Genomic DNA, 19,487 nt, shown 5'->3' with positions numbered 1-19,487 from the left:
GAGGCATGCACACCGACACCGAGCGCTGCGTGCGGGCCGTCCGGTCGAAGGACGCCCGCTTCGACGGCGTGTTCTTCACCGCCGTCCGCACCACCCGGATCTACTGCCGGCCGAGCTGCCCGGTCGCCCCGCCCAAACCCGAGAACATGGAGTTCCACCCCAGCGCCGCCTCCTGCCAGCGCGCCGGCTTCCGGGCCTGCAAGCGGTGCCGGCCCGACACCAGCCCCGGCTCGCCCCAGTGGAACGTCCGGGCCGACGCCGTCGCCCGCGCGATGCGGCTCATCCAGGACGGCGTCGTCGACCGGGAGGGCGTCCCGGGGCTCGCCCGGCGCCTCGGCTGGTCCACCCGCCAGATCGAGCGCCAGCTCCTCGCCGAACTCGGCGCCGGGCCCCTCGCCCTGGCCCGCGCCCAGCGTGCCCAGACCGCCCGGGTCCTCGTCGAGACGACCCCCATGCCGCTGGGCGAGGTCGCCTTCGCCGCCGGGTTCTCCTCCATCCGCACCTTCAACGACACCGTCCGCGAGGTCTTCGCCCTCACCCCCGGCGAACTGCGCGCCCGCGCCGCCCGCCCGGCCGGGCCGCGGACACCCGCCCCCGGAGTGATCAGCCTCCGGCTGCCGTTCCGCACCCCGCTCGAACCCTCCAACCTCTTCGGCCACCTCGCCGCCACCGCCGTCCCCGGCGTCGAGGAGTGGCGGGACGGCGCCTACCGCCGCACCCTGAACCTCCCGTACGGGCACGGCGTCGTCGCCCTCGCGCCCCGCGCCGACCACATCGCCTGCCGGCTCTCCCTCACCGACCCGCGCGACCTCACCCACGCGATCAGCCGCTGCCGCCGGCTCCTCGACCTCGACGCCGACCCCGTCGCCGTCGACGAGCGGCTGCGCGCCGACCCGCTGCTCGCCCCGCTCGTCGACGCCGCCCCCGGCCGCCGGGTGCCCGGCTCCGTCGACCCGGCCGAGTTCGCCGTCCGGGCCGTCCTCGGCCAGCAGGTCTCCACCGCCGCCGCCCGCACCCACGCCGCCCGGCTCGTCGCCGCCCACGGCACCCCGGTCGACGACCCCGAGGGCGGCCTCACCCACCTCTTCCCGGAGCCCGGGGCGCTCGCCGCCCTCGACCCCGACTCCCTGGCCCTGCCCCGCAGCCGCCGCACCACCCTGCTCACCCTGGTCCGGGCCCTCGCGGACGGCACCCTCCCCCTCGGCCCCGCCGACGACCGCGAGGAGGCCCGCGCCCGGCTGCTCGCCCTGCCCGGCTTCGGCCCCTGGACCACGGAGGTCATCGCCATGCGGGCCCTCGGCGACCCCGACGCCTTCCTCTCCGGCGACCTCGGCGTCCGCCGCGCCGCCGAGGGACTCGGCCTGCCCGGCACCCCGGCCGCGCTGACCGCCCGCGCCGCCCCCTGGCGCCCCTGGCGCGCCTACGCCGTCCAGTACCTCTGGGCCACCGACTCCCACCCGATCAACCACCTGCCCTCCTGAGGAGGTCGCCCCGTGCCCACCGTCCAGCACACCGTCGTCGACAGCCCGTACGAGCCGCTGACCCTCGTCGCCGTCGACGGCGTCCTCAGCCGCGTCCACATGACCGGCCAGCGCCACCGCCCGCCCGAGGAGACCTTCGGCGCGCCCGACCCGCGCCCCTTCGGCGAGGCGGTCCGCCAGCTCGACGCCTACTTCGCCGGCGAACTCACCGCGTTCGACCTGCCGCTCCACCTGGTCGGCACCCCGTTCCAGCTCCGCGTCTGGGAGCGGCTGAGCCTCATCCCGTACGGGGAGACCCGGACGTACGGCGAACTCGCCGAGGAGCTGGGGAACCCCGGCGCCTCCCGCGCCGTCGGCCTCGCCAACGGCAAGAACCCCGTCAGCATCGTCGTCCCCTGCCACCGGGTGGTCGGCGCCGGCGGCGGCCTCACCGGCTACGGCGGCGGCCTCGACCGCAAGCAGCGGCTGCTGGCCTTCGAGTCGGGCGCGAAGGAGCCCGACGCCCTCTTCTGAACCCGCGGCCCCTTCCGCGCGCACCCGGCCCCCGGCCCTCCCGCGCGAACCCGGTGCCCTTCCCCGGCCGGGGTGCTAGGTTCCCGGCATGGCCAAGGTGAACATCGCGCTCGACGCCGAACTCGTCGTGGAAGTCATGGTCCTGGCGGGCGTCAACAACCCGCAGGACGCCGTCGAGGCGGTCGTCCGCGACTACATCGCCCGCGGCCACCGCACCGAGGCCCGGGTTGCCGGCCGCGAGGAACCGGTCCGCACCGGGGAGATCGTCCCGCCGGAACCGCAACAGGGCTGAGACCGCCGGCCCCGGAGAGGAACCTCAGCCCTCCCGGTCCGGGGGCTCCGCGTCGCTGCGGGCCCGCGCCGCGCGCCGCAGCCGGGGGTGGCGGTCGCCGCCCTGCTCGGTCATCGCCTCGCCGACCATGGACCGCACCGCGTCCCGCAATCCGTGCAGGGCGTGGTGCCGGGCCGGACCCGCTCCCGGATCCTCCCGCAGCTCCTTCACGAGCGCCCAGCAGAGCACCAGCATCACCACCACGAACGGCAGCGCCACCAGGATCGTCGCCGTCTGGAGCGAGTCCAGGCCGCCCACCACGAGCAGCGCCGCCGCCACGGCGGCCATCAGGACGCCCCAGGTCACCACCAGCCAGGTCGGCGGATGGAGCGAGCCTCGGCTGGTCAGCGAACCCATCACGAGCGAGGCCGAGTCGGCGCTGGTGACGAAGTACGTCATCACCAGGACCATCGCGACGACCGAGGTGAGCGTGCCCAGCGGCAGCGCCTCCAGCATCCCGAACAGCGAGGCCTCGGCCCCGTCCTCCACGGTCGCCGCCAGGTCCGCGGCGCCCGTCGACTCCAGCCGGATCGCCGTGCCGCCCATCACGCAGAACCACACCACCGTCGCCCCCGACGGCACGAGCAGCACGCCCACCAGGAACTCCCGGACCGTCCGGCCCCGCGAGATCCGGGCGATGAACGTGCCGACGAACGGCGCCCAGGACAGCCACCACGCCCAGTAGAAGATCGTCCACGTCCCCAGCCAGTCGGGATCGGTGAACGCCCCGGTCCGGCTCGCCATCGGCAGCAGCTCGTGCAGGTAGCCGCCGACGGAGGCGGGGATCGTGTCCAGGACGTAGACGGTCGGCCCGAGCAGGAAGACGAAGAGCATCAGACAGGCCGCGAGGACGATGTTCAGCGTGGAGAGCCACTTCACGCCCTTGTGGAGGCCGGAGAAGGCCGACAGGACGAAGGCCCCCGACAGCGACACGATGATGACCAGCTGGACGCCCGTCGTGTTCTCCACGCCCGCCGTCAGGTTCAGCCCCTCGGCGACCTGGAGCGCACCGAGCCCCAGGCTCGTCGCCGTGCCGAACACGGTCGCGAACACCGCGAGCAGGTCGATCGCCTTGCCCGGCCAGGAGTCCGCCCGCCGCGCCCCCATCAGCGGCACGAAGGCGGAGCTCAGCCGGTTCCCCCGGCCCTTGCGGAAGCCCGCGTACGCCAGGGCGAGCCCCGTGATGCCGTAGATCGCCCACGGGGTCAGCGTCCAGTGGAAGAACGAGTACTCCATGGCGTTGAGGGCCGCCGCGCCCGTCCCCGCCGGGGCGCCGCTCGCCGGCGGCGGGTCGAGGAAGTGCTGGAGCGGCTCCCCGACCCCGTAGAACATCAGACCGATGCCCATGCCGGCGCTGAACATCATCGCGATCCAGGCCAGATTCGTGAACTCGGGCTCGTCGTCGTCCCGGCCCAGCCTGATCCGGCCGAACCGGCTCAGCGCGAGGACCACGCACAGCACCAGGAAGACGTCCGCCGCCACCACGAACAGCCAGGCGAAGTTGGAGAGGACCCAGTCCAGGGCCGTGGACGAGGCGCTGTCGAAGGAGTCCTCGCCCAGGGCCGCCCAGGCCACGGCCGCGACGACGGCCGCGACCCCGATCCCGATGACCTTGCCGTCGGGCGCGTGCCGTTCGTCCGGGACCGCCGGGGCGCGCTCGCTCGGTTCCGTGCTCATGCGACCCCACTATGGTGCCGAATATCCGCACATCAGGGGGTGGCACGCCGTCCGGGGCTCCGGATAGGGTCGGCGGCGGCGCGACTGCACGTTCGAAAGCAAGGGATGCAAGGTGACGGACGGAGCAGCAACGGTCGCTCGCGTGCTCGTGGCGGCCGACAAGTTCAAGGGTTCGCTCACGGCCGTGGAGGTCGCCGAGCGGGTCGCGGCAGGCCTGCGACGGGTCGTCCCGGACCTGGAGGTGGAGACGCTGCCGGTCGCGGACGGCGGCGACGGCACCGTCGCGGCGGCCGTCGCGGCCGGATTCGAGCGCCACGAGGTGGCGGTGACGGGGCCGGTCGGCGAACCGGTCACCGCCGCGTTCGCGCTGCGCGGCACCACCGCGGTCGTCGAGATGGCGGAGGCCTCCGGCCTCCAGCTCCTCCCGGACGGCGTGTTCGCCCCGCTCACCGCGACCACGTACGGCTCCGGGGAACTGCTCCGCGCGGCCCTGGACGCCGGTGCGACCACCGTCGTCTTCGGCGTCGGCGGCAGCGCCACCACCGACGGCGGCGCCGGCATGCTCGCCGCGCTCGGCGCCCGCCTCCTCGACGCGGACGGCGAGCCCGTCGGCCCCGGCGGAGCGGCCCTCGCCGACCTGGCCACGGCCGACCTCACCGGCCTCGACCCCCGCTTCGCCTCGGTCGACCTGATCCTCGCGAGCGACGTCGACAACCCGCTCACCGGCCCCAAGGGCGCCCCCGCCGTCTACGGACCGCAGAAGGGCGCGACCCCGGACGACGTCCGGACCCTCGACGCGGCCCTCGCCCACTTCGCCACCGTCCTGGAGAAGGCGATCGGCCCCAAGGCGGCCGAGGCCGCGCTCGCGCCCGGCGCGGGCGGCGCCGGAGGCATCGGCTACGGCGCCCTCGTCCTCGGCGCGAGCTTCCGCCCCGGCATCGAGCTGATGCTGGAGGTCCTCGGCTTCGCCCCCGCCCTGGAGCGCGCCACCCTCGTCGTCACCGGCGAGGGCTCCCTCGACGAGCAGACCCTCCACGGCAAGGCTCCGGCGGGCGTCGCCGCCGCGGCCCGCGCGGCCGGCAAGGAGGTCGTCGCGGTCTGCGGCCGCCTCGCCCTCCCCGCCGAGGCGCTCGGCAGGGCCGGCATCCGCCGCGCCTACCCCCTCGCCGACCTGGAGCCGGACCCCGCCAGGTCCATGGCGAACGCGGGCCCCCTCCTGGAGGAGGCCGCCGCGAACATCGCCCGGGACTTCCTGAAGTAGCCGCCCCGGGGCCTGCGGGGACGGGGCCCGGTCACCCCGGCCCCGTCAGCCGGAACGCGTCGAGCGCCAGCGTCATCTCCGTGAGGTCCCGCGGCCGGGAGAGCGACCGCGACGTCAGCTGTTCGAGCCGCCGCAGCCGGTTGAAGACCGTGTTGCGGTGGCAGTACAGCCGTCCGGCCGCCCGCCCCGCCGACCCCTCGCACTCCAGCCACGCGTCCAGCGTCTCCAGGAGCACCGCCCGGTCCGCCGGGTCCAGCTCCAGGAGACCGCCCAGGACGTCCGAGACCAGCAGGCTCGCCATCTCCGGCTGGCCCACCACCAGCGCCCCCGTCATCCGCCGGTCCAGGCGCACGATCCGCCGGCTGCCCGGCGGACACGTGCGCAGCGCCAGCTCCGCGAGGCGGCGCGCCCGGCCCAGCTCGGTCAGGCCCACCACCACCGGACTGATCCCGCCCGGCCCCGGACACCGCCCGTCCAGCAGCTCCGACAGCGCGTCCAGACCCGTGTCACCGGCGAGCGCCACCACCCCCAGCTCGCCGTCCGCGCCCATCCGCCACAGGAACCGCACCCCCTCGCCCTGCACCTGCCGGTGGAACGGCTCCCGCTCCTCCCGCCGGTCGTAGCGCAGCACCACCACCGCGTACCGCCCCTGCTCCGGCAGGTCCAGGCCCGCCGCCGCCCGCGCCACCAGCTCGGGCGAGCGCTGCCCCTGGAGCAGCGCGTCCAGGAGCGCCTGCAACTGCTCGTCCGTACGGCTGCGCAGCTCCAGCTCCGTCTCCCGGTACGCCTCCGACGCCGTGTCCGCCTGCGCGTCCACCGCCGACCACACCGTCGTCGCCGACTGCATCAGGGCCGCGAGCCGCGCCGCGTCCGACCCCGCGCCCTCGATCAGCGCGTCCCACACCAGGTGCCCGGCGTGCCGGTAGGCGTGCACGACCAGTTCGAGCGGCATGCCCTGCGCGGCCCGCCGCCGGCCCATCCCGTCGGCGTGCTCCAGGTCCCGCCGGGGCGAGTTCCGGGGCGCCGAGATCATCTCGATCCCGATCCGCATCGCCTCGTGGGCCTCCTGCCAGTGCTGGTCGTACGCCAGGATCCGCCCGTAGGCGGGCTCGTACGCGTGGAGTTCCCTCAGATGCTCGTCCACCAGCTCCGGCACCCGCTCCAGAAGTTCCGTGCACGCCCGGGCGAGCACCTTCCAGTCGTCACCGGTCCGCCGTCTGCGCCGTCCCATGCCGGGAGGATCCCCCCTCCCGCCCCCCTTCGCACACCCCCTGACGCGCACCGTTGTGCGCGTGCACAGCCCCCCGCCGCACCCGCTGGTCACCGGCAGCGTTTCGGCCGCCGGGCGTGGACGCGCGGTCCGGTGCGGTGCTGGGGTGAGCGCCACCGAACGGCCGGGCCGACGTGGGCGGCCCGGGAAAGGGGAACCATGGGAGGTACCGCACCCGCCCTGGAGGTCACGGACCTGACGGCGGGATACGGACCGGTGCGCGCGCTGCGGCGGGTGTCGCTGACCGTGCCCGCCGGCGCCGTCGTCACCGTCCTCGGCGCCAACGGAGCCGGCAAGTCCACCCTGCTGCGGGCCGTCTCGCGCACCCTGCGGTTCCACGGCGGCGCCGTGGTCTCCGGCACGGTGAGCCGCGACGGCCGCCCGCTCGACGGGCTGCCGCCCGACCGGGTCGTCGCCGCCGGCGCCTCCCAGGTGCCCGAGGGCCGCCAGGTCTTCGCCCGGATGACGGTCGAGGACAACCTGCGGGCCGGCGCGCTCGGCCGGCGCGGCGGCCGGGCCTCGAGGGCCGCCGCCCTGCGCCGGGTCCACGAGCTCTTCCCGGTCCTCGCCGAGCGCGCCCGCCAGCCGGCCGGGCTGCTCTCCGGCGGCGAACAGCAGATGCTCGCCGTCGGCCGCGCCCTGATGGCCGCGCCGGGCCTGCTCCTCCTGGACGAGCCCTCCCTCGGCCTCGCCCCGCTGATGGCGGCCCGGATCGCGGACGCCGTCCGCGAGATCAACGCCCAGGGCACGGCGGTGCTCCTCGTCGAGCAGAACGCGGCGCTCGCGCTGCGGCTCGCCTCCCGCGCGTACGTCCTGGAGGTCGGCGAGGTCACCCTCTCCGGGCCCGCCGCCGAACTCGCCGCCTCCGACGAGGTGCGCCGCCGCTACCTGGGCGTGGTCGACGAGGACGCCGCCGCCGACGCGGCCCGCGCCGCCGCCGCGCACCCGGTCCTGACCCGCTGGGAGGAGCACCGATGAGACCGCAGCCCCCGCCGGCGGAATCCGCGCACGCCCCCGACCCCGGAGTCCCCGCCCTCCACGTCCGCGACCTGACCGTCCGGTTCGCCGGGCTCACCGCCCTCGACTCCGTCGGCTTCACCGTCCGGCCCGGCACCGTCCACGCCCTCATCGGCCCCAACGGCGCCGGCAAGTCCACCTGCTTCAACGTCCTCTCCGGCGTCTACCGCGCCACCTCCGGCTCCGTGCGCCTCGGGGAGCACGAGCTGACCGGCCTGCCCCCGCACCGGATCGCGGAACTCGGCGTCGGCCGGATCTTCCAGAACCTGGCCCTGCCGCCCCGCGCCACCGTCGAGGACAGCCTGATGCTCGGCCGCCACCGGCTCACCCGCACCGGCTTCCTGGCCGCCGGCCTCCGACTGCCCTCCGCCGCCCGCGAGGAGGCCCGGCACCGGGCCAGGGTCCGGGAGATCGCCGCCTTCGTCGGCCTGGAACGGCAGCTCGCCAGGCCCGCGGGCTCCCTCCCGTACGGACAGCAGAAGCTCGCCGAACTCGCCCGCGCCCTCTGCACGGAACCCCGGCTCCTGCTCCTGGACGAGCCCGTCGCCGGGATGACCGTCGACGAGCGCCGCCGCACCGCTTCCGTCATCGCCGGGGTCCGCGACGGCCTCGGCATCTCGGTCCTCCTCGTCGAACACGACATGGGCCTGGTGATGCGGCTCGCCGACTCCGTCACCGTCCTCGACTTCGGCCGCCGGATCGCCGACGGGGCACCCGCCGACGTGCAGAACGACCCGGCGGTCGTCCGCGCCTACCTCGGAGAGGAGTCCGCCGCGTGAGCACCTTCGCCGAGTTCCTGATCAACGGCGTCTCCCTGGGCTCGGTCTACGCCCTCATCGCCCTCGGCTTCGTCGTCATCTTCCGCGCCACGGAGGTCGTCAACTTCGCCCACGCCTCCCTCCTCCTGGCCGGCGGCTACGTCACCGCGGTCCTCCACGACGAGATCGGCTTCTGGCCCGCGCTGCTCGCCGGCGTCGCGGGCGCGGCGGTGGTCGGCGCGGCCGTCGAGTTCCTCGTCATGCGCCGCCACCGGGGCGCCGACCACAGCGTCCTCGCCATCGTCACCATCGGCGTCGACATCCTGCTCGCCACCGAGCTGACCCGCCGGATCGGCACCGACATCCTCGCCCTCGGCGACCCCTGGGGCGACGCCGTCGTCACCGTCGGACCGGTCACGATCGCCCAGACCCGGATCGCCGCCCTCCTCGCGGCGGCCCTCCTCATCACCGCCTTCCTGCTCGCCTTCCGGCACACCTCCTGGGGCGTCGCCATGCGGGCCGCCGCCGAGAACCAGGAGACCGCCGCCCTCATGGGCATCCGGCTCGGCCGGGTCTCGCTGGGCGCCTGGGCGGTCGCCGGCGGCCTCGCCGCCGTCGCCGCGCTCTTCCTCACCGTCTTCCCCACCCCCGGCCTGGAACGGGCCACCTCGCTCGCCGCCCTCAAGGCCTTCCCGGCCGCGATCCTCGGCGGCCTCGACTCCACCACGGGCGCCCTCGTCGGCGGCCTCCTCGTCGGCGTCACCGAGTCCCTCGCCACCGGCTACCAGGGCGACCTGGCCTTCCTCGGCCGGGGGATCGGCGACCTCGCCCCGTACCTCGTCATGGTCGTGGTGCTCCTGATCCGCCCGGCCGGCCTCTTCGGCACGAAGGAGCCCGCCCGTGTCTGAGGCCTCTGCCCGCCCGGCGGCCCCGCCGCACGTCGCCGCCCGTCCGGCGGCCCGAGGCGTCCGGTCCGCGTCCACGGCCCCCGCCCGCCCCGGCGGCACGAAGGAGCCCGCCCGTGTCTGAGACCCTCGCCCGCCCCGGCCCCCGGGTCCGGCCCGCCGCGTACGGAGGGGCCGCCGCCGGGCTCGTCCTGCTGGCCCTGCCCTTCTACCTGGACCGCTTCTGGCTCCAGGCCGGCCTGTTCGCCATGGCCGCCGCCCTCGGCGCCATCGGGATCAACCTGCTGACCGGCGCCACCGGCCAGCTCTCGATGGGGCACGCCTTCTTCCTCGCCGTCGGCGCCTACGGCTACTGCGCCTTCGCCGGGGACGGTGCCGACGGCCTCGCCGGACTCGGCCTGCCCGGCTGGCTCGCCGCCGTCCTCGCGGTCGCCCTCGCGGGCCTGGCCGGCGGGGTCTTCAGCCCCATCGCGGGACGGCTGCACGGCGCGTACCTCGGCATCGCCACCCTCGCGCTGATCTTCATCGGCCAGCACGTCCTCTTCAACGCCCACGACCTCACCGGCGGCTACAACGGCCGCGCCGTCCCGCCGCTCTCCCTCTTCGGCCTCGCCTTCGACGACACCGAACTGCTCGTCGCCCAAGTCCCCTTCGGCGCCGTCGAGAAGCTCTGGTACCTCGGCCTCGTCCTGCTCCTCGGCGGGGTCCTCTTCGCCCGGGGAGTCCTCCGGGGCCGCCCCGGGCGCGCCATGAACGCCATCCGGGACCACCGGATCGCCGCCGGCGTCATGGGCATCCCGGTGGCCCGCCACCGCGCCGCCGTCTTCGTCCTGTCCTCGATGTACGCGGGCCTGGCCGGCGTCCTGCTGGCCCTGGTCTTCCAGCGGACCGTCCCGGAGTACTTCGGGATGGCGCTCTCCCTGGAGTACCTGGCCATGATCGTCATCGGCGGCCTCGGCTCGGTCGCCGGAGCGGTCGCCGGAGGCGTCTTCGTCTCCCTCCTGCCCCAGCTCCTCACCCGCTACAGCGACGCCCTGCCCCTGGTCTCCGCCCCGGGGACGGGCGGGATCGCGCCGGGGGAGGCCGCCCGCTACCTGTACGGCGCGGCCGTCGTCGCGGTGGTGCTGTTCCTGCCCGGCGGCCTGGCCCGCCTCGCCGCCCGGACGCCCGAGAGGTCCGAGAGGTCCGAGACGTCCGAGACGCCAAAGACACCAGACACACCCACACCCCCCACGTCCACCGAACCCTCAGGGGAGACACGATGACCCACAGACGACAGGCCGTGCGGGGCCTGGCCGCCGCGCTCGCCGCCCTGGTCGCCCTCACCGCCGCCGGATGCAGCTCCAAGGCGAAGACCGGCGACGGCGAACAGACCGGCGCGGGCGGGGTGAGGACCGGCGAGGGCGTCACCGACGGGACGATCGCGCTCGGCGCGCTCACCGACATGACCGGCGTGTACGCCACCCTCGGCAAGAGCGTCACCCAGGCCCAGCAGCTCTACGTGAAGCAGGTCAACGCCGCCGGCGGAATCTGCGGCCGGCAGCTGGAGCTCACGGTCCGCGACCACGGCTACGACCCGCAGAAGGCCCTCGCCGCCTACACCGAGCTGGAGCCCGAGGTCGTCGGCTACGTCCAGTTCATCGGCTCCCCGTTCGTCGCCGCCGTCAAGCAGCGCGTCGACGCCCAGGACAAGGGCCTCGTCCTCCCGCAGGCCTGGTCGGCCTCGCTGCTCGGCTCGCCGTACATCCGCGTCCTGGGCTCCACGTACGACGTCGAGACGATCAACGCCGTCGACTTCCTCCTCACCGAGAAGGGGCTCAAGGCCGGCGACAGGCTCGGCCACGTCTACTTCGAGGGCGACTACGGCGAGAACGCCCTCAAGGGCTCGAAGTACGCGGCGGAGAAGGCCGGCCTGACCGTCGTCGAGCAGAAGATCAAGCCCACCGACAACGACATGTCCGCGCAGGTCGCGGCGCTCAAGCAGGCCGGGGTCAAGGCCGTCGTCGTCAGCGCGGGACCCCGCCAGGCCGCCTCCCTCGTCGGCGTCGCCGCCGCCACCGGCCTCGGGGTCCCGGTCATCGGCAACAACTCGGCCTTCGCCCCGCAGCTCCTCGGCACCCAGGCCGGACCCGCCCTGGAGAAGATGTACTGGTTCGCCTCCCCGAGCCTCCCCGTCGGCGCGGACACCCCGGTCGCGAAGAAGCTGGTGGCGGACTACCGGGCCGCCTACCCGGGGGAGGCCCTCGACAACGGCGTCGTCGCCGGCTGGACCGCCGCGAGCGTCTTCGGCGAGGCCCTGGAGAAGGCCTGCGCCGCCAAGGACCTCACCCGCGAGGGCGTCGGGAAGGCGCTGCTCACCCTGACCGCCCACGACGCCGGCTTCGGCGTGACCCACGACCTCGGCGACCCGAAGGCCCCGTCGTCCCGCGAGTCCGTCATCGTCCAGCCGGACAAGTCCGTCCCCGGCGGCATGCGCACGGTCCGGCAGCCCTTCGTCTCGGACGCGGCGAAGGGCTACACCCCGTAGCCGGCCCGCGCCGGCCCCGGCCCGCGAAGCCCGTCCGCCGGGACGGGCGGGCCGGGGCCGGCCGAGCGCACGGGCCCGGACGTCCACCGCGCCCCGGGCCCACGGCGTCCGCGACCAGGACCCGCACGGCCGCCGTCCCGGAAGCCTCCGGGAGATTGTCACCTCCCGGAAACACTCCGGTGTGAAGCTCGGGCGCATGAAGCCGTACATCACTCCGCTCATCGAGGAGAACCGCTCCCACCCGCACCTCGCCGGCCTGCTGGGCGCCTACCACCTGGCCAACCAGGCGGAGAAGGGGACGCCCGTGGCGACGGTCGCCGAGCTCCCGGCCGCATACCGCGGGGAGACCGAGGACCCGGCCGCCGCGTTCGCCGCCGACACGGTCCTGCTCGCCACCCCGCCCGGCGGGGAGCACCCGGCCGGCTGCGTCGTCCTGAAGGCCCCCCGCGCCGGGCGCGCGCCCGAGGTCAAGCGGCTCTGGGTCGCGCCCGCGGCCCGCCGGAAGGGCCTCGCGAGGGCCCTCGTGGCCGAGGCCCTGCGCCGGGCCGCCGCCCTCGGGGCGCCCGCCGTGCGCCTCACGGTCTGGAACTGGCGGCAGGAGCCGCTGGCCCTCTACCGGAGCCTCGGTTTCGCGACCGTCCCCTCCTGGGACGCCCGCCCCGGCCTCCTCTGCCTGGAGAAGCCGCTCGCGGCCGACCGCATCGCGCGCCTCACCCCCGACGCCGTCCGCGCCCACGCCCCCGACGGCCTCGCCGCGCTCCTCGCGGACGCCGTGGACGACGGCGCCTCCGTCGGCTTCCTCGCGCCCCTGGAGGCCGCCGAGGCGGCCTCCTGGTGGCTCCGGGCCGCCGGGGAGGCCGAGGAGGGCGCCCGGGACGTCTGGGCGGCCCTGGACGGCGCGGGGCGCCCGGTGGGGGCCGTCACCCTCGTCCGCCCCGGCGCCGCCAACGGCCGGCACCGGGGGGAGATCGCCCGGCTCCTGGTCCACCGCTCCGCCCGGGGCCGGGGCCTCGGGCGCCGGCTGCTCGCCGCGGCCGAGGCGCACGCCGCCGCCACCGGCCTGACCCTGCTCGTCCTGGACACGCGGACCGGCAGCCCGGCCGAGCGCCTCTACCGGGGCGCGGGCTGGACCGCCGCCGGGACGATCCCGGAGTACGCCGCCGACCCGGCCGGGGTCCTGCGCGCGACCACGCTGTACTACAAGCGGCTCGACCAGGGCCCGCCCGGCGGATCGGGGCCGCGACCCTGATCCGCCGGGCGGACTCGGGGGACGCGAGAGGGCCCCGGGAGGCTGTTCGCCTCCCGGGGCCCTCTCGTACGCCGTCCGCCGCCTACGGCAGCTGGGCCGCCCGCGCCTCCCGGCTCTCGCGCCGGTTGCCGCGGAAGGTGTTCACCCGGCGGGCCGTCGCGAAGAGCGGGATGACCGCGCCCATCACGACCTGGAGCGCGCAGCCGGTCTGGAGCAGGAACTGCCCGCCCGGGGCGTCGAACGCCCAGGCCGCCAGCATGCCCATCGCGCCGACGATCCAGCTGAGCATCGCCACCGCGAGCACGCCGCGCGGCTTCGGGTACTCGACCCGGCTCACCATCAGCCAGGCCACCCCGATGATCGCGAGCAGCGTCGGGATGAAGGGGAGCTCCAGGAGCACGATCGAGACCACCGTCAGCGCGCCGAAGGGGCTCGGCATGCCCTGGAACATGCCGTCCTTCATGGTCACGCAGGAGAATCTCGCCAGCCGCAGCACCACCGCGAGCAGCACCACGATCGCGGCCACCGCCGAGACCTTCTGCTGCGCGTCGTCCGCGACCATCCCGTACACGAGGACGAAGTAGGCCGGGGCCAGGCCGAAGCTGATCAGGTCCGACAGGTTGTCGAGCTCGGCGCCCATCGGGGACGAGCGGAGCTTGCGCGCCACGATCCCGTCGAAGAGGTCGAAGATCGCCGCGCACAGCATGAGGATCACGGCGGTGGCGGCGCTGTTGCGCGCCATGCCGGTCTCGGCGCTGCCCGTCAGGTGCGGGATGAGGATTCCGGTGGTGGTGAAGTACACCGCCATGAATCCGCAGGTGGCGTTACCGAGCGTGAGGGCGTCCGCTATGGACAGCCTCAGCGAGAGCGGCATCTCCTCGGCCTCTTCGGCCGCGGTCTCGGCGTCGGCGGCCCAGTCGGCCGCCCGTGTGTCGGGATCAATCACGGTCAATGCGAGTCACCCCCGCTGTGGTGACCTGCCCGACCTCGACCGCGACCTCGACGCCCTCGGGGAGGTAGATGTCGACGCGCGAGCCGAAGCGGATCAGGCCGATGCGGTCGCCCTGCTCCACCTTCGTCCCCTGCGGGATGTACGGCACGATGCGCCGGGCGACGGCGCCCGCGATCTGGACCATCTCGATGTCGCCGAGCTCGGTGTCGAAGTGCCAGACGACGCGCTCGTTGTTCTCGCTCTCCTTGTTGAACGCCGGGACGAACCCACCGGGAACGTGCTCCACGGACGTCACCGTGCCGGCCAGCGGCGCGCGGTTGACGTGGACGTTCAGGGGGCTCATGAAGATGGCGACCCGGGTGCGCCCGTCCTTCCACGGCATGATGCTCTGCACCACGCCGTCGGCGGGGGAGATGACCCGGCCCTGAGCGATCTCTCGCTCGGGGTCGCGGAAGAACCACAGCATGCCGGCCGCGAGAGCGGTGGTCGGCACGGCGATGGCCGCGGCGCGCCGCGAGCCGCGGGCGCGCACGAGGCTGAGCGCCGCGGTGGCGACGGTCGGCAGGAGCCACGGCGATGCTCCGCGCGCGAGGCGTACGCCCTTGAGGCTGTCGCGGTGTGCAGAGGTTTGGCTGTGGGGCATGGATGACCTTCGTAGCGGATGATGCCGCGCTGGCAACGGGGACGGCGGCTTTCCGGCGATGCTATCGGTTGCGGGGCGCAACTGGGCAAGCCAGGAACCGAGTCGACGGCCGGAAGACGAACACAGGGTGTGATCTTCTTCGCGGCCGAAACGACTCAAAACCGACAATCAACCCTGGAATCGGTACTCCTCGAGCAGCCGACGACCAATGATCATTTTCTGGATCTCGGCGGTACCTTCGCCGATGAGCAGCATCGGTGCCTCGCGGTAGAGGCGCTCGATCTCGTACTCCTTCGAGAACCCGTATCCACCGTGGATACGGAAGGCGTCCTCGACGACCTCCTTGCAGTACTCGGAGGCGAGGTACTTCGCCATCCCTGCTTCGAGGTCGTTTCGCTCCCCGGAGTCCTTTTTGCGTGCTGCGTTGACCATCATCGCATGGGCGGCCTCGACCTTGGTAGCCATTTCGGCCAGTTTGAACTGGATGGCCTGGTGCTGGGCGATGGCCTTGCCGAAGGTGTGGCGCTGCTGGGCGTACGAAACGCCCAGCTCGAACGCACGCTGAGCGACGCCGCAACCACGGGCCGCCACGTTCACCCGCCCGACCTCGACACCGTCCATCATTTGGTAAAAGCCGCGACCGGTTTCCCCGCCGAGTACACGATTGGCCGGAATGCGCAGTCCGTCCATGATGAGCTCGGTCGTGTCGACGCCCTTGTAGCCCATCTTGTCGATCTTCCCCGGGATGGTGAGGCCCGGACGGACCTCTCCGAAGCCGGGCTCCTTCTCGACGAGGAAGGTCGTCATCGACTTGTGGGGCGCGGTGCCCTCGGGGTGTCCTTCGTCACTCCGGACCAGAACGGCCACGAGCGAGGACGTCCCGCCGTTCGTCAGCCACATCTTCTGGCCGTTGAGGACGTACTCGTCGCCGTCCTTCACCGCCTTCGACGTGATGGCCGACACGTCCGAGCCCAGGGCCGGCTCCGACATCGAGAACGCGCCGCGCGTCTCGCCGGCCGCCATCCGGGGAAGGAAGTGCTCCTTCTGCTCCTGGGTGCCGTGCTGCTTGAGCATGTACGCCACGATGAAGTGGGTGTTGATGATGCCGGAGACCGACATCCAGCCGCGGGCGATCTCCTCCACGCACAGCGCGTAGGTGAGCAGCGACTCGCCCAGGCCCCCGTACTCCTCGGGGATCATCAGGCCGAAGACGCCGAGCTCCTTGAGCCCGTCCACGATCTGCTGGGGGTACTCGTCGCGGTGCTCCAGGTCCGTCGCGACCGGGATGATCTCCTTGTCGACGAAGTCCCGGACGGTGGCGAGGATCTCCTGCTGGACGTCGGTCAGACCGTGGGTCTGGGCGAGTCGCGCCATGACTACTTCTCCGTCTTCTTGGAGGGCTCGACGAGCGTGGGGCGGCCGGGCTGCTCCCCGCCGCGCTCCTTGATGTACGTCTCGGTGGGGACCATCACCTTGCGGCGGAAGACGCACACCAGGGTGCCGTCCTGCTTGTAGCCCTTGGTCTCCACGTACACGATCCCGCGGTCGTTCTTCGACTTCGACGGCGTCTTGTCGAGGACCGTGGTCTCGCCGTAGATCGTGTCGCCGTGGAAGGTCGGCGCCACGTGCCGCAGCGACTCGATCTCCAGGTTGGCGATGGCCTTGCCGGAGACGTCCGGCACGGACATGCCGAGCAGCAGCGAGTAGATGTAGTTGCCGACGACGACGTTCTTGCCGAAGTCCGTCGTGTTCTCGGCGTAGTTCACATCCATGTGCAGCGGATGGTGGTTCATGGTGAGCAGACAGAAGAGGTGGTCGTCGTACTCCGTGACCGTCTTCCCGGGCCAGTGCTTGTAGACGGCACCGACCTCGAACTCCTCGTACGTGCGGCCGAACTGCATCGGACTCAGGCCTCCGGGATCTCGAACTTGCTGGTGCGCCGCATGCCGGCGGCGCGGCCCTTGCCGGAGACGACCAGGGCCATCTTGCGGGAGGCCTCGTCGATCATCTCGTCGCCGAGCATCGCGGAGCCCTTCTTCCCGCCGGCCTCGGACGTGTAGTAGTCGTACGCGTCGAGGATGAGCTCGGCGTGGTCGTAGTCCTCCTGCGAGGGCGAGAAGATCTCGTTCGCGGCGGCGACCTGGTCCGGGTGCAGCACCCACTTGCCGTCGAAGCCGAGGGCGGCGGCGCGCCGCGCGACGGCCTTGTAGCCCTCCTGGTTGCGGATCTGGAGGTAGGGGCCGTCGATCGCCTGGAGGTTGTTGGCGCGGGCGGCCATCAGGATGCTCATCAGGATGTGGTGGTACGCGTCCGCCGGGTAGCCGGGCGGCTGCTCGCCCACGACCAGCGACTTCATGTTGATGGAGGCCATGAAGTCGGCCGGGCCGAAGATGATCGTCTCGACGCGCTGGGAGGCCTGCGCGATGGCGTTGACGTTGGTCAGGCCCTGCGCGTTCTCGATCTGCGCCTCGATGCCGATCTTGCCGACCTCGAAGCCCATGGTCTTCTCGATCTGGGTGAGCAGCAGGTCGAGCGCGACGATCTGCTGCGCGTCCTGGACCTTCGGCAGCATGATGCAGTCGAGGTTCTGGCCGGCGCCCTCGACGACGGTGACGACGTCCCGGTACGTCCAGTGGGTGGTCCAGTCGTTGACGCGGACCACGCGCGTCTTGCCGGTCCAGTCGCCCTCGTTCAGGAACTTCACGATGGTGTGACGGGCCTCGGGCTTGGCCAGCGGGGCGCAGGCGTCCTCCAGGTCGAGGAAGACCTGGTCGGCGGCGAGGCCCTGGGCCTTCTCCAGGAAGCGCGGGTTGGAGCCGGGGACCGCCAGGCAGGAACGGCGGGGGCGCAGCCGGTTCACGGGGGACGCGGGGCTGGTCATGCGGGGACCTCCAGGGGATCGAGCTTGTTCGCTTTCCGGATCTCGTCGACGATACGGCCGATGATCTCCGTGATACCGAAGTCCTTCGGTGTGAAGACGGCGGCCACACCCGCGCGCTTCAGTTCTGCGGCGTCGGCGTTCGGGATGATCCCGCCGACGATGACCGGGATGTCGGCCGCGCCCGCCTCGCGGAGGCGTTCGAGGACGTCCGGGACCAGCTCGGCGTGCGAGCCGGAGAGGATCGACAGGCCCACGCAGTGCACGTCCTCGGCCAGGGCCGCGTCGACGATCTGCTCCGGGGTCAGCCGGATCCCCTGGTAGACCACCTCGAAACCGGCGTCGCGCGCGCGCACGGCGATCTGCTCGGCGCCGTTGGAGTGCCCGTCGAGACCGGGCTTGCCGACGAGCAGCCGCAGCCGCCCGGTGTTCAGCTCCTCGGCGGTCCGCGTCACCTTCTCCCGCACGAGGGCCAGCGGCGTGCCCGCCTCGGCCGTCACCGCCACCGGGGCGGAGGAGACGCCCGTCGGGGCGCGGAACTCGCCGAAGACGTCCCGCAGCGCCCAGGACCACTCCCCGGTGGTGACGCCCGCACGGGCGCACTCCAGGGTGGCGGCGAAGAGGTTGCCGTCGCCGGCCGCCGTCGCCTTCAGCGCCGCCAGGGACTCCTGGGCGCGGTTCTCGTCGCGGTTGTCGCGCCACTCGTGGAGGGCGGCGACCACCCGCGCCTCGTTCGCCGGGTCCACCGTCATGATGGCGGTGTCCAGGTCGGCGGTGAGGGGGTTCTCCTCGGTCGACCGGAAGATGTTGACGCCGACGATCTTCTCCTCGCCGACCTCGATCCGGGCGCGCCGCTCGGCGTGCGAGGAGACGAGCTGCGACTTGAGGTAGCCGGACTCGACGGCGGCCATCGCGCCGCCCATCGCCTGGATCCGGTCGATCTCGGCCAGGCACTCCTCGACGAGGGCGTCCACCTTGGCCTCGACGACGTGCGAGCCGGCGAAGATGTCCTCGTACTCCAGCAGGTCGGACTCGTGGGCGAGCACCTGCTGGATGCGGAGCGACCACTGCTGGTCCCAGGGCCGGGGCAGGCCCAGGGCCTCGTTCCAGGCGGGGAGCTGGACGGCCCGCGCGCGGGCGTCCTTGGAGAGGGTGACGGCCAGCATCTCCAGGACGATCCGCTGGACGTTGTTCTCCGGCTGGGCCTCGGTCAGGCCGAGCGAGTTGACCTGCACGCCGTAGCGGAACCGGCGCTGCTTGGCGTTCTCGATGCCGTACCGCTCCAGGGTGACCTTGTCCCAGATGCGCCCGAAGGCGCGCATCTTGCACATCTCCTCGACGAAGCGGACGCCCGCGTTCACGAAGAACGAGATGCGGGCGACCACCTCGCCGAAGCGCTCCTCCGGGACCTGGCCGGAGTCCCGGACGGCGTCCAGCACCGCGATGGCGGTGGACATCGCGTACGAGATCTCCTGGACCGGGGTGGCCCCGGCCTCCTGCAGGTGGTAGCTGCAGATGTTGATCGGGTTCCACTTCGGGATGCTGTTCACCGTGTAGGTGATCATGTCCGTCGTGAGGCGGAGGGAGGGGCCGGGCGGGAAGACGTGCGTCCCGCGCGACAGGTACTCCTTCACGATGTCGTTCTGGGTGGTGCCCTGGAGCCTGGTGACGTCCGCGCCCTGCTCCTCCGCCACCACCTGGTAGAGCGCCAGGAGCCACATCGCCGTGGCGTTGATCGTCATCGAGGTGTTCATCTGCTCCAGGGGGATGTCCTGGAACAGCCGGCGCATGTCACCGAGGTGCGAGACGGGGACCCCGACCCGGCCGACCTCGCCGCGGGCGAGGACGTGGTCGGGGTCGTACCCGGTCTGCGTCGGCAGGTCGAAGGCGACCGAGAGGCCGGTCTGACCCTTGGCGAGGTTGCGCCGGTACAGCTCGTTGGACGCCTCGGCGGTCGAGTGACCGGCGTACGTCCGCATGAGCCACGGACGGTCCTTCTGGCGCTCAGTCATCTATGGTCCCGGG

19 protein-coding genes and 1 pseudogene are annotated in these 19,487 nt (G+C 73.2%); 12 read left to right on the top strand and 8 right to left on the bottom strand.

What is annotated here, in order from left to right; genetic code table 11:
- Positions 1–5: 5 nt before the first annotated feature.
- From ACIQKA_RS13030 to ACIQKA_RS13020, 3 genes are all read left to right on the top strand, one after another.
- A complete protein-coding gene (locus ACIQKA_RS13030) occupies positions 6–1,481 on the top strand; it encodes an AlkA N-terminal domain-containing protein (RefSeq protein ID WP_402540909.1) in 1,476 nt (491 codons plus the stop codon).
- A gap of 12 nt (positions 1,482–1,493) precedes the next feature.
- Entirely contained in the window at positions 1,494–1,994 is a 501-nt protein-coding gene (locus ACIQKA_RS13025) for a methylated-DNA--[protein]-cysteine S-methyltransferase (protein ID WP_383151829.1), read from the top strand.
- Positions 1,995–2,082: 88 nt separating this feature from the next.
- On the top strand, positions 2,083–2,286 hold the full coding sequence (locus ACIQKA_RS13020; RefSeq protein WP_391094177.1) for a type II toxin-antitoxin system VapB family antitoxin: 204 nt from the start codon (positions 2,083–2,085) through the stop codon (positions 2,284–2,286).
- Positions 2,287–2,310: 24 nt separating this feature from the next.
- On the opposite strand, the gene ACIQKA_RS13015 is transcribed toward ACIQKA_RS13020, so the two are convergent.
- Complete coding sequence (locus ACIQKA_RS13015) at positions 2,311–4,002, bottom strand: BCCT family transporter (RefSeq protein ID WP_402540908.1); 1,692 nt, start codon at positions 4,000–4,002, stop codon at positions 2,311–2,313.
- A gap of 112 nt (positions 4,003–4,114) precedes the next feature.
- On the opposite strand from ACIQKA_RS13015, the gene ACIQKA_RS13010 reads away from it, so the two are divergent.
- On the top strand, positions 4,115–5,263 hold the full coding sequence (locus ACIQKA_RS13010) for a glycerate kinase (RefSeq protein ID WP_383442542.1): 1,149 nt from the start codon (positions 4,115–4,117) through the stop codon (positions 5,261–5,263).
- 31 nt (positions 5,264–5,294) lie between these two features.
- Here ACIQKA_RS13010 and ACIQKA_RS13005 read toward each other — a convergent pair whose 3' ends face one another.
- The gene (locus tag ACIQKA_RS13005; protein WP_383151826.1) at positions 5,295–6,494 is read right to left on the bottom strand and encodes a PucR family transcriptional regulator; all 1,200 of its coding nucleotides are present in this window, start codon (positions 6,492–6,494) and stop codon (positions 5,295–5,297) included.
- A 198-nt stretch (positions 6,495–6,692) separates the two neighbouring features.
- Here ACIQKA_RS13005 and ACIQKA_RS13000 point away from each other — a divergent pair, with 198 nt between their 5' ends.
- The 8 genes and pseudogenes from ACIQKA_RS13000 to ACIQKA_RS12965 all read left to right on the top strand — a co-directional run bounded on the left by ACIQKA_RS13000 (position 6,693) and on the right by ACIQKA_RS12965 (position 12,989).
- On the top strand, positions 6,693–7,511 hold the full coding sequence (locus ACIQKA_RS13000) for an ABC transporter ATP-binding protein (RefSeq protein WP_383151825.1): 819 nt from the start codon (positions 6,693–6,695) through the stop codon (positions 7,509–7,511).
- Positions 7,508–8,329, top strand: a complete 822-nt coding sequence (locus ACIQKA_RS12995; RefSeq protein WP_402540906.1) for an ABC transporter ATP-binding protein — start codon at positions 7,508–7,510, stop codon at positions 8,327–8,329. The genes ACIQKA_RS13000 and ACIQKA_RS12995 overlap by 4 nt, the downstream gene beginning before the upstream one ends.
- The gene (locus ACIQKA_RS12990; RefSeq protein ID WP_383151823.1) at positions 8,326–9,216 is read left to right on the top strand and encodes a branched-chain amino acid ABC transporter permease; all 891 of its coding nucleotides are present in this window, start codon (positions 8,326–8,328) and stop codon (positions 9,214–9,216) included. The genes ACIQKA_RS12995 and ACIQKA_RS12990 overlap by 4 nt, the downstream gene beginning before the upstream one ends.
- The gene (locus ACIQKA_RS12985) at positions 9,209–9,337 is read left to right on the top strand and encodes a hypothetical protein (protein WP_390107894.1); all 129 of its coding nucleotides are present in this window, start codon (positions 9,209–9,211) and stop codon (positions 9,335–9,337) included. Before ACIQKA_RS12990 ends, ACIQKA_RS12985 begins: the two co-directional genes overlap by 8 nt.
- On the top strand, positions 9,330–10,478 hold the full coding sequence (locus ACIQKA_RS12980) for a branched-chain amino acid ABC transporter permease (RefSeq protein WP_402540904.1): 1,149 nt from the start codon (positions 9,330–9,332) through the stop codon (positions 10,476–10,478). The genes ACIQKA_RS12985 and ACIQKA_RS12980 overlap by 8 nt, the downstream gene beginning before the upstream one ends.
- Entirely contained in the window at positions 10,475–11,740 is a 1,266-nt protein-coding gene (locus tag ACIQKA_RS12975) for an ABC transporter substrate-binding protein (protein WP_402540902.1), read from the top strand. Before ACIQKA_RS12980 ends, ACIQKA_RS12975 begins: the two co-directional genes overlap by 4 nt.
- Positions 11,741–11,936: 196 nt before the next feature.
- Positions 11,937–12,371: pseudogene (locus ACIQKA_RS12970) on the top strand (GNAT family N-acetyltransferase); the annotation flags it as partial.
- Positions 12,372–12,440: 69 nt separating this feature from the next.
- Positions 12,441–12,989 carry a GNAT family N-acetyltransferase gene (locus ACIQKA_RS12965; protein WP_391094242.1) on the top strand — a complete coding sequence of 183 codons (549 nt, stop codon included), beginning with the start codon at positions 12,441–12,443 and terminating at the stop codon, positions 12,987–12,989.
- 82 nt (positions 12,990–13,071) lie between these two features.
- Here ACIQKA_RS12965 and pssA read toward each other — a convergent pair whose 3' ends face one another.
- From pssA to ACIQKA_RS12935, 6 genes are all read right to left on the bottom strand, one after another.
- Positions 13,072–13,935 carry a CDP-diacylglycerol--serine O-phosphatidyltransferase gene (pssA, locus tag ACIQKA_RS12960; protein ID WP_366374512.1) on the bottom strand — a complete coding sequence of 288 codons (864 nt, stop codon included), beginning with the start codon at positions 13,933–13,935 and terminating at the stop codon, positions 13,072–13,074.
- Complete coding sequence (locus ACIQKA_RS12955; protein ID WP_383159887.1) at positions 13,928–14,584, bottom strand: phosphatidylserine decarboxylase; 657 nt, start codon at positions 14,582–14,584, stop codon at positions 13,928–13,930. Before ACIQKA_RS12955 ends, pssA begins: the two co-directional genes overlap by 8 nt.
- 168 nt (positions 14,585–14,752) lie before the next feature.
- Positions 14,753–15,958: an acyl-CoA dehydrogenase family protein gene (locus tag ACIQKA_RS12950; protein WP_383159886.1), complete on the bottom strand. Its 1,206-nt coding sequence runs from the start codon at positions 15,956–15,958 to the stop codon at positions 14,753–14,755.
- A gap of 2 nt (positions 15,959–15,960) precedes the next feature.
- Positions 15,961–16,485 (bottom strand): MaoC family dehydratase, encoded by a 525-nt coding sequence (locus ACIQKA_RS12945; protein WP_351972947.1) that lies wholly within the window; start codon positions 16,483–16,485, stop codon positions 15,961–15,963.
- A gap of 5 nt (positions 16,486–16,490) precedes the next feature.
- Positions 16,491–17,465 carry an HpcH/HpaI aldolase/citrate lyase family protein gene (locus tag ACIQKA_RS12940; protein WP_383159883.1) on the bottom strand — a complete coding sequence of 325 codons (975 nt, stop codon included), beginning with the start codon at positions 17,463–17,465 and terminating at the stop codon, positions 16,491–16,493.
- Positions 17,462–19,474, bottom strand: a complete 2,013-nt coding sequence (locus ACIQKA_RS12935) for a protein meaA (protein ID WP_402540900.1) — start codon at positions 19,472–19,474, stop codon at positions 17,462–17,464. The genes ACIQKA_RS12940 and ACIQKA_RS12935 overlap by 4 nt, the downstream gene beginning before the upstream one ends.
- Positions 19,475–19,487 lie beyond the last annotated feature (13 nt).

The organism is Streptomyces sp. NPDC092045, assembly GCF_044756005.1.
Taxonomy (GTDB): domain Bacteria; phylum Actinomycetota; class Actinomycetes; order Streptomycetales; family Streptomycetaceae; genus Streptomyces.
This window is presented reverse-complemented; position numbering and strand designations above follow the sequence as displayed.